Origin of the sequence: Micromonospora sp. NPDC047548 (assembly GCF_040642975.1) — a bacterium.
GTDB lineage: Bacteria > Actinomycetota > Actinomycetes > Mycobacteriales > Micromonosporaceae > Micromonospora.
In genome coordinates this window covers 42,745-53,094 of record NZ_JBEYTI010000038.1, presented here as the reverse complement: position 1 = coordinate 53,094, position 10,350 = coordinate 42,745, and the positions used below count along the sequence as shown (strand labels likewise).

Sequence of the window (10,350 nt, the reverse complement as noted above, 5' to 3'; positions counted from 1 at the left end):
TGTGCCGGCGGTGGCGGGGTAAAGGCACTGCCTCGACGGTCGACCTCGCGGCGCAGATGGTCACGGCCATCGCTGGGCGGGTGCCGGGCCGGCGGATCCACGTGGTCGCCGACGCCGCCTACCACGGCAAGGGCCTGCGAGACCTGCCCGCTCAGATCTCCTGGACGACCCGGCTGCCCCGCAACGCGGTGGTGTACCACCGTGCACCGGCCCCCACCGGTAAGCGGGGACGGCCACGGTTGAAGGGCGACCGGATCGGTACCCCCGCGCAGGCCGCCGCTACCGCGACGTGGCAGACGGTGGCTGTGGCGCGTTACGGGCGGGTCGACACAGTGCGCATCGCGGTGCTCGACTGCCTCTGGTACCGGGTGTTCGGACCCCAACGGGTACGGATGGTCCTCGTCCGAGACCGGGAAAAGGGGCCGATGCTGGCCCTGATCACCACCGATCTGAGCGTCACCGGCGCTGATCTGGTGGCTCGTTACGCCGCCCGGTGGGCGATCGAGGTGACGTTCTTCGACACCCGGCAGACCCTCGGCGTCGGCCAGGCCCGCAACCGCACCGAACAAGCGGTGACGCGCACCTGGGCGTTCGGGATGTACGTCTACACCCTCGTCGTGCTGTGGTACACGATGCACGGCCACCGGTCCGGGATCGTCACCGACCGCCGGATCCACGCACCGTGGTATCTGTCAAAGACCGACCCGTCGTTCACGGACATGCTCACCACGCTGCGACGCACCCTCATCGCCGCTCGCTTTATGGGCTCTCGCCCAGCCCAACCCACCAACGCAGAAATCCGCCAGGTCCAGCGAGCATGGGCACTCGCAGCCGCATAGAGCGCGAAAGTCGAGGGATGAAGGATCTTGACTTGGCCGCGGTGGCGCGGTGGGTTGGTGAAGGTGTTCGGATTTGGTGGAGCTGGTTGCGTTGCTGGCGTTCTGGATCGATCGGTCTCTCAGGCCGGCGGTGCGTGAAGGATGTGCACCCCGCCCTGGTTGTCGCCGGCGAGGATCACGCGTCCATCCGGGCTGATCGCCAGTGTCCAGGGTTCAATCTCGGCCGGCATGGCGACGCGGGCGACCGGCTGTCCACCGTGCGGCTCGACGAGCCGGACCTCGTTGCCGACCACGGCCACGATCAATCCGTCGGCATCGATCATGGCGTTCCAGCATTCGGTCAGTTCGGCGTACGGTTCGACCGTGCCAGCGCGCCAGTCGAGCAGCGCCAGTCGCAGCACCGCCGCCGCGCGGGCAAGGGTGACGTGCTGGTGGTCTGGGAGATCTCCCGCAAGGAACGGGACCTCGCGGTGTTCGTGAAGATCCGGGACATGTGCCACGAATTCGGCCTGTACTTCTGGCTCGTCGGCGGAGTCTTGTATGACCTGCGGGACAAGAACGACCGGATGATGCTCGGCTTCCAGGCCGTGCAGGCCGAGTGGATGGCCGACTCGATCCGCGACAACGTGCTACGCGGCATCGTCGGCGCCGCCGAAGCCGGCCGCCCGCACGGAAAGATCACCTACGGGTACCGGCGGATCTACGACCAGCGCACCAAAGCCCTGCTACGCCAGGAACCCGACACGGAGATCCGCATGGCGGTGGCCGCCGATGGCACGGTGACGGAGTACTCGCACGCGCAGGTAGTGCGGGACAACTTCCGCAAGATCTCCGAGGGCACGCCGCTTACCGCGCTCGAGGCCGAACTCAACCGGCTCGGGATCCCCGCCTCCGGGGGTGGGATCTGGCGGCGGGGGATCCTGCGCATGCAGGTGATGAACCCGGCCTACATCGGCAAGCGGGTGCTGCGCGGGGAGATTGTCGGCGACGGCATCTGGCCCGCCCTGGTCGAGGAGGAGACGTACTGGTCGGTGGTGCGCATGCTAGGCGACCCGTCCCGCACGACAACACGACCGGCGCGGGCGGTTCACTTGCTGTCCTACCTGGTGCGCTGCGGCGTGTGTGACGGGCCGTTGTCGTCGCAGCGGGTCAACCGGCATGGCTGGACTGGCCAGGTGTGCTCGTGCCTGCACAAGCGGTGCGCCGCGGTGAAGGCCGAGTTCCTCGATGAGTATGTGCAACGCACGGTGGTGGCGTGGCTGTCCCGTCCCGACGTGTACGACATCTTGACCCCCGCCAGCGCCAGCGACGAGGAAGTGGCGCACGCCCGCGCGGAGGCACAGCGGTTGCGGGGGGAGTTGGAGGATTGGCGGAAGTTGGGTGAGGAGGGCGAGGTCACCGCGATCGCCTACGCCCGCGCCGAGAAGGGCCTGCTGGCGCAGATCGCCGAGCACGAGCAACGCGCCGCCGACGCCGGGATCCCCGCCGTGCTGCGCGGGCGCATCGGGGATCAGGCGGTGCAGGCGTGGCAGGAACTCGGTGACGACATCCCGGTCAAGCGGGAGATCATTCGACTCGTTGCCGACATCAAACTCCTACGCGCCGGGTTCAAGGGTGAACGCCGAACGTTCGGCCGTCACCGCTTGGACTGGCGGTGGAAGTTTGGCCCGCAGGACCAAGCGGCCTGATCGTGCACGGCGGCGTCGGACTGTTCGTCTCGGCGCCGCCGTCATGGCATGGCATGCAAGGTGCCGCGTGCCCTACGAGCGGAATTGACGCAGCGGGCCGCAGGAGTTAACGCCAGAAGCCGCGGCAATCTCGCAGACGCCACCACGGTCGGCATACACATACTGGCGCTGTTCGAGGCCGATAGCGTGTTACAGCGGCACAGCTCGATCGTTGCTAACCTGGCGCGCTGGACGTCGTCGCGGGGCTTGCCGTAGTCGAGGATGAGACGCGCGGTCGCGCCGGCTGCTTCGTGCTGGATGGACGGGCAGGGCGCGAGGCGCGGTTCAACTGACCATGTCATTAGAAGAGGGGTGGCTGAGCTTCAATGATCGGCTGTTTCGCTTCAGCTGCCGGTGGCAGCATGCCGGAGTCCTCAAGCCCTGTCGCCCTGAGGAGCGGTCCATCAAGGATGGCTTCCAGTAAGTCATCCTGCTGCGGTTCGAGGAGCACACATCCATGGAGTACGGCTAGCAAATTTCGAAGGTCGTCAGTGAAGTCCCACTTGGTGGCGACGATCTCGTTTAGTGGGGACGATTTGCGCACGCGGGGCTTTCTTGAGCGGTAGTCAAACCATTTCTTGACAACCTTTGTGCCGCACACGTCGTAATCCCACACCGCTGCGGGAACGGGACCGAGGGCTCCTTCGCCAACGTACAGGGTCGAGCTGTCCCGATCGTACGTGATGCATTCGGGCATGTGGTCTGGTGCCCCTGGTACGGGCACGAGGACATCGGGCCGCAGTTCTCTCGGAGGTCCCTGTGGACGGCCGGCCGCTGAGCAGGCATAACGCTCACCATAAGTCTGGAGCCAGATTACTCGTTCTCCGAGGCTGACTGCTCTACGCCAAAGGTCGGGGTTCAATGTCAACGGAATCCGTACTCCCGGGGTACGAAGCTCCGAACGGAATCGTGTCGGGAAGCCGGGATGCGACGCCACTGCGGCAACATAGGCGAGCACGTCGTCGCAGGTAACGTGGGTCCCGAACTGACGAGAAAGGTGCTCGATCAAGCCAGGCGCGATGTTGGGTTGATCACCGCTGGCGTCACGGTATTTAGGTAGTACCTTGCCTCCATGGTGGCCCATGTAGTGGTGGGCGTCGGGCACTTCAGCGGCGAACACGACGGCTGGTCCGGAAGTTACCGATTCCGCGAACAATGTTGTCAGATACGTTTGATGCGTTCCGCATGTGGACCACAGATCGGGACGGGCGAAGTCGACGACCCTTCGGTCGGCGATGACATACTGCCGGTCGAAGCTCCGAAACGATATGCGCATGATGGATACCCGCGGGTCGATGTCGCCAGCCAGTGACGCGGGCTGACCGGTGGCGTCGAAGTGCGGCGAGAGTGCGAGGCCGATTATCCTATCCCGAGTTTCCTTCATGAGCTGTGGTCGTTCTGCTAGGGGAGCCAAGCTTAGGCGCCGCCACCGCTCGGCCAGCGTTTCTTCGTCCGGCGCGTAAACCCATGTTCGGTTGGGTTTGATACCTGGGGATTGCCACGGCATCAGGTCGGCGAGCGCAATACAGTCGTTCCATACGGCCTGCGATGCGGGACGGAAGGGTGCTGACCACTTCGTTGGGCAGTCCAACCATCGACCGCTTGCGGCAGTCAGTTTCTGGAGGGCGTCAAATTTTTCTTGCCTGGTCCCGGAAAGGGCAATGTAGCGAATCCTGGCAGGTGTTTCTTTATCGGCCGTCTTGGTACGTCCGAATACGCCGATGCACAATGGCTGCTGCACGTCTGGGAAGACGCGCGTCGGCACCTCGGGCTGATGCCCCTCAGGAGAGAGATCGATGATCCAACCCCAGTCCGCCTGCCGTCGCAGGTACTCGCGCATGCCGGCGAAGCCTGGTCCGGTCGTATAGGCCGACGTGCAAACGAATGCCACGACTCCCTCGGGGTGCTCTGGATGCGCCTCGAATACCTTCCAGGTGGCCCAGCGCCAGAAGTAGATGTTCAAGTTGTGCAGTTTGAATTCGAGTCGACCGGTACCCGTGCCTCGAAAGGCGTCAAGCATGCTCGACTTTCCCTTGTTGCTGGCGAGTACGAGCCCTCCCTGATTCTTGGCGCGTTCGAGGTAGGGTGGGTTGCCGAGAACGACCATGACTCGTTCCTCGGTCTTGACCTTGATCGCCTGCGTCCGGGAATCAGCGAGTGGGCGGTATACGTACGGGCTGACAAGCGTCTCTACATTAGGATCATCCAGGGTGTCAGTGACGTAGAATCTGACCTTCTCGTCGGTGACTTCTAATCCCCTCGCTGCGAGATCCTGGTGCAGCCGCAATTCGGCTACGGCGAAAGGCGCGATCTGGCGTTCAAAGCCGACTAATCGGCCGAGGAGGGCACGGAGTTCGGCCGGCTCGTCTCCGTGGTCGGCTGCAATCGTCTCCGCTACACGTGCAATGACGCTCAACAGGAAGGTGCCGGTGCCCATAGCCGGATCGACGACGACTACGTCGCGGTCGGCGAGGCCGAGCCGTCGTTGCAACTTTTCGTGCAGGATGCTGTCGACGAACTGGACCATGAAGTCTGCGACTGGTTGCGGCGTGAAGTAGGCGCCACTTCCCCGTCGTACCGCTGGGTCGTACAGCTCCAAGAAGTGTTCATACAGCTGGTCGGACGTGTCGGTCCGCCAATCCGTCCAGTCACTGGCCGCGATGGCGCGCCGCAGCGTTTGCAGAGCCACGCTGCGCTGCTCAATGCTAGGACCACCGTGGTCCTCGGTGAGGATAGCCAACGCTCGCCCGACGAGAAGGTGGTTCTTTGCCAGCTCTCGCCCGAGCGTCGGCAGTTCCTTGCCCTCGAACTCGATCCCTGACCGGCGCGCCAGAAGCAGCCCAAATGTGACGGTCTGCGCGTAAGCGTCGGCGAACAACTCCTCGCTCAAGTGCGGAAATAGCCAGGTGCGCCAGTCGGCTAGATGATCACTGAAGAGCCGTACCCTCCCGCCAAGCCGCTCTTGACCAAGGGTGTCCAACACCTCGTCGCGCAACAATCGACAAAGTCGCGCCGCGTCTCGGACCAGATGTTCGAGGCGGCGATGTGGACGTGGACGCCACGCAAGGAAAGCATGGAGCGCGAGCGCCAGGTTGGCGTCTGCGGGTCGAAGCCGCGCACCTGCCCGGTGCAGGTCGCCTTCCACCCGTGCCACTGGCCCCTGCAGCTCTCCCCAGCGATATACCGCGAATGACTGACCGTCGCTGTACAAAACATTCGGAAGCAACTGAAGCTGGGCCCATTGCTTACGTTCCCGCGCCGTGGGATGCCAACCGTGGCTGGGAACGCCCCGACCCGGCGCCTTCAGTTCCACATACCCAATCGGGGCTCCGTCGACGTCGATCAAGTAGTCAGGGCGGATAGCAAGATCCGGGAGGCGGACCTCGCCATGCGCCCTAACCGGGCAGCCGATCGCCCGTCCAGCCGCACTGAGAAGCTCGACCATTGGCGCCCGCAGAGTGTCCTCCGGAGCAGCCAGGCCCCGCTGAAGCACCGGCGCGACGGAAGCGCCGAAGCGAGAAACTGCCGCCTCAAGCACGGCGCCATACGCCTCAGCAGAGCCCCTAGGACCGGGCACTTCGGCCGCGCTGCGGGTGCGGGCGCTCCTAGCCATGCGCCCTCGTCTGGATCGGGTTGGTCGTGCACATGCCGCAACCACCCAGCTCGCCATGGCTACCCGAAGTCATCGACCGACCTCCCGCCGTATCCTTACAGCATGCGGCAGGTAGCGAGAGAGATCAATGCCGGCAGTGCACATCTGGCTAACCGCATGATGCCCATAGGTACGCACGGCAGAGCCGTCCCGGCGACACCCAGGTCAAGCGGGCGACTCTGGCCCACTGGCCACTGGCCACTGGACGCGACCGGCTGGCTCGGCAATTTCCTCGCCGACCTGAGGGTCCAGCACGTGGACAACCACACCGGTGCCGCTTACCGACACCCGCCCCTGACCGACCGAACTACCGCAGAAGCTGTCGTAACAGCGCCCTGACGTGCTGGCTGGCGTGCGCCGGCTGCCCACTGGCTCCGCGTCGAGTCCACGTGCAAGAAGCCGCGTCCCAACAAGCGAGCCTGCCAAAAATTTTTTGCCGTGTCGGGCCGGACTGAGGACGACCGCGACGAACGGAGGCGGACCTGATAGCACCTATTCGGACCGTTGGCAAGACTCGGTGGCCAATCTGTTGCGAATTGGTGGTTGACTTCATCGGCTTTCCGGGGCGTAATGGAGTTACGTTCCCGCAGCGCCGGTTGGCGCGGTCGGCCACACACGCAGCGGGCAGGCACCCCGGACAGGGTGCCTGCCGTTGTTCGTGCCGACGCCGCGCGGGGCGTTGAGAGTAGGGGGCCCCGCATGAAGGATCGTCTGTCGGCGAGTTGAGCCGCCGCACCACCTGAGCGCTCCGACAGCGCTGGCGGTGGTGAGTCCTGAGCTGGTGTGGCTCGGCTTGGCCGTTTGCCCTATGTCCACGTGTTGACCGCAGCCTGCTGTGCGGGTTGTGACGACGCCTGCTGCCCTGCCCCTGCCCCTGCCCGGGGTGGGGCGTGTTCGTTGACTCGACCATAGCGACTGTTTGCCGTCCCCTGCAGTACGAGGGGTCCGCCCGGCCGGGCGTCACCCGGCAGGGTCGCGCCTGCCAGGGAGCTGATCCGAGGGGCCAGGCGTGACCCGGGGCCGATCCCTTCCACGCCCGCACCTGCAACCTGCAACCCAGTTCGAGGAGCAAAACGTGATGCCGCACCACACCAACCCGTCCGTGACGGCGGCTGCCATCCCGGACCGCCGTCACACGACAACGCCGACCGCGGCCGTGCACGCGCCGTCTGGACCCAGGTGGTGGGCCGTTGGCGACACCTGACCAACGACACCCCGACTTACCCACCGCGGTGACTACGACGCGGGGGCGGTGGGAGGACCGCGCCCAGGTGGCGATCATGCTGCTGATCGGCGGCGCGGCCGGCGCGGCGTCGTTCACCCACGTGCACGACGTCGCCGCCGCGCACGGGCAGCCGGGCTGGCTGGCCTGGGCCGACGCGATCGTGCTGGAGTTGATGTCGATCGCCGCCGGTCTGGAGCTGCGCCGCAAGCGGCGCCTCGGCACATCCGTCGCCTTTCCCGCCGCGATGCTCGTGGTAGCGGTGCTGCTGTCGCTGGCCGCGCAGGTGGTAGAGGCGGAGGCGTCGGTGATCGGCTGGATCGCCGCCGCCCTGCCGGCCCTTGGCTTCCTAGCGATGGTGAAGATCGCACTCGGCCGCGCCGACCCCCACCCGCCCAACCAGACCACTCAGCTCGAGCGGACGAAGCCCGGACCGACGTCCGCTGCCGACGCGTCGGTTCCGGACCCCGAAGCGCCGGTCCCCGTCACCGCCGCCGCGGTCCCGGACTCCAGGATCGCGGTCCCCGCCGTCACGGACCAACCGTCGGCGGTCCCGGACTGCCGGGACACCGAGGCCCCCACAGACGAGGACGGTCCGGAGGTCGCCGCGCTGGTGCCGGCCGCCCGGACCGCCGCCCGCACCCTCACCGCCGAGGGGACACCGCTGTCCCGCAAGGCCCTCGCCCACCAGCTACGCGCGGACGGGCATCAGCTGTCCAACGCCACCGCCTCCGCGCTCGTGCGCGCCCTGCGAGCCGAGACCACCCCGCCCGCACCGGATCTGTCACCGCCGGAGGCCGCGTGACAGAACTTCGACCCACGGCTTCTGTCAGATCGAGCCGCCGCTGTCAGACCCGCGTCTCCCCGGAGGCGCGGCAGCTCACACAACCGGACCAGACCTGTCAGCGCGTTCCCGCCGCAGCGGTCGGCGCACACCGCACACCCACCCACATCTTCGACCTTGGAGCTACAACGATGACGACCCAACCCGACGACCTCCACCGGCGTCGCCGACCGGACTCACGCGAACTCTCGCGGCACCGTCGCCCGGCACCCGTTGTGCCCGGCGGTTCAGCAGTCAGTGCCGATCTCCGTTTGACCGTCCGTCTTGATCCTGACTCCCAACCTGACCCCTCACGGCCGCTCACAGCCCAGGTCAGCGCCGCTGTCAGGAGTCTGGGATCGCTCCAGACAGACCCTCCAGTCTCGGGTCTCCCCCCAGGGGCTTCTGACCATGGGTAAACACCTACCGACCGCGGATCCGCTGCTTCGCCTGCAGGCCAGCATCACCGCCCGTGACGATCGGTTGCTGGGCTGGCTCTATGACCACGGCGTGTTCACCACCGACCAGATCGCCGCCGCCCTGTTCCCGTCCCTGGACTTCGCCCAACGCCGGCTACGCCGCCTCACCGCCCTGCGGGCGGTGGACCGGTTCCGACCTAACAAGGCCGACGGCGGCTCGCACCCCTACCACTACCTCCTGGACCAACTCGGCTACGACCACGTCCACGCCCAACGCGGACTCCCGCGAGGCCGCCGGGACCAGGCCCGCCGCCGCAAACAATCGTTGACCAGCCGGCCGGACCTGCCGCACCTGCTCGGCGGCAATCAGGTCTTCATCGACCTCGCCGCCCACGCCCGCACCCACCCCGAGGGCGACCTGATCCGCTGGCAGCCCGCGTCGGCCTACCACGAACCCGGCACCCTGTACCGCGAAGGCGCAGACCCGCACGTCATCCTCGCCGGAGCGACCGGCTTCCCCCGCCCGGACGGCGCCGGGGTGTGGACCGAGCGCGGACGGTCGGTGCCGTTCTTCCTCGAGTACGACACCGGAGGCGAACACCTCCAGGTCCTCATCGACAAGGTCATCAAGTACGAGCGGCTGTACACCATGAGCACCTGGGCATGGCCGGTGTTGTTTCACCTACCCTCCGCCCGCCGCGAGGCGAACCTGCACCACCGGATCGCCTGCGTCGGCTTGGAGACAGTCATCGCCACCACCACCGCCGAACTGCGCACCGCACTCGCGGCCAGCCCCGCTCACCAGGTCTGGCAACTCGCCGGCCGCGCCGGTCGTCACCGACTCATCGACCTGCCCTACACCGACACCGACCACGACGACGACGAACACCCCACCCACGACCAGCCCGCCCCGGATGAGCGGGCCGCCTGATGAGAGCAGGACACGCGGCGCGTTCGGCGGCCTGTAGGCAGCACACGCTGCCGAACCCGCCCGCACGCGCCAACCCCCGCCGGAGCGATGCCGTCGCCCGCCGTACGGGCGCGCACCGAGGCGACCGGAGCGGACTGCGCGCGTCGGACGGGAGCTGTCAGAGTCTGTCAGCCACGCCGTGCGGCGACAGCGTTCGCGCTCGCACTCACGCCAGCGGCTCGCCGCTGTGAGTCGCGGTGAGTGGCGATCGTCTTCACTTCCGTGGCCACCAGAGGTACCGTCCGCAGCCCTTCACCACCCGTCGAGCCGCCGCCGACTCCGGCCGGCGGAATCCGGCAATCGATTTCCAGCGAGTCCTACCACCACCGAGAAGGAGATGCCCATGGCCCCACACGTTGACCTCACGCCACGAGCCGTCCTGGGAGGGACATGGCCACACGCCGTGACCAGAGATCACGCGCGAACACAACACACCCGTCGCCGCCGACCCCGCCCACGCGGACAACCGGCGGCGAGGCCCCGACCGCACACCCTGACCCCGAACCTGCCGTTCTGCCGGGGACGATGTCGATGGCCCGCCACCTGACCGACCCCGACACCGAAACCGAGATCCAAGCACTGGTCGCCGAAGCCGGCCTCCCCACCGTCGATCAAGCCGCCACACTCGCCCGCCTGCTCCGCCTGCACCAACCCGCACCGCCACGCGCCGCGTGACCTGCGCCCGCCCCCTTCGGGGC

General features: G+C 66.8%; 6 protein-coding genes. 5 read left to right on the top strand and 1 reads right to left on the bottom strand.

Translation table 11 applies throughout. The annotated features are described in order from the left end of the window. Together ABZ807_RS26860 and ABZ807_RS26855 are read left to right on the top strand one after the other, a co-directional pair. A partial coding sequence (locus ABZ807_RS26860) for a transposase (protein WP_357163588.1) occupies positions 1-839 on the top strand: 839 nt, incomplete at its 5' end. Between the two features lie 17 nt (positions 840-856). Then, complete coding sequence (locus tag ABZ807_RS26855) at positions 857-2,527, top strand: recombinase family protein (RefSeq protein WP_357163585.1); 1,671 nt, start codon at positions 857-859, stop codon at positions 2,525-2,527. A 340-nt stretch (positions 2,528-2,867) separates the two neighbouring features. On the opposite strand, the gene ABZ807_RS26850 is transcribed toward ABZ807_RS26855, so the two are convergent. Next, positions 2,868-6,011: a type ISP restriction/modification enzyme gene (locus ABZ807_RS26850; protein ID WP_357163582.1), complete on the bottom strand. Its 3,144-nt coding sequence runs from the start codon at positions 6,009-6,011 to the stop codon at positions 2,868-2,870. 1,439 nt (positions 6,012-7,450) lie between these two features. On the opposite strand from ABZ807_RS26850, the gene ABZ807_RS26845 reads away from it, so the two are divergent. From ABZ807_RS26845 to ABZ807_RS26835, 3 genes are all read left to right on the top strand, one after another. Beyond that, entirely contained in the window at positions 7,451-8,245 is a 795-nt protein-coding gene (locus ABZ807_RS26845; protein ID WP_357163579.1) for a DUF2637 domain-containing protein, read from the top strand. Positions 8,246-8,674: 429 nt separating this feature from the next. Next, positions 8,675-9,613 (top strand): replication-relaxation family protein, encoded by a 939-nt coding sequence (locus ABZ807_RS26840; protein WP_357163576.1) that lies wholly within the window; start codon positions 8,675-8,677, stop codon positions 9,611-9,613. A 570-nt stretch (positions 9,614-10,183) separates the two neighbouring features. After that, positions 10,184-10,327 carry a hypothetical protein gene (locus ABZ807_RS26835; RefSeq protein ID WP_357163573.1) on the top strand — a complete coding sequence of 48 codons (144 nt, stop codon included), beginning with the start codon at positions 10,184-10,186 and terminating at the stop codon, positions 10,325-10,327. Positions 10,328-10,350 lie beyond the last annotated feature (23 nt).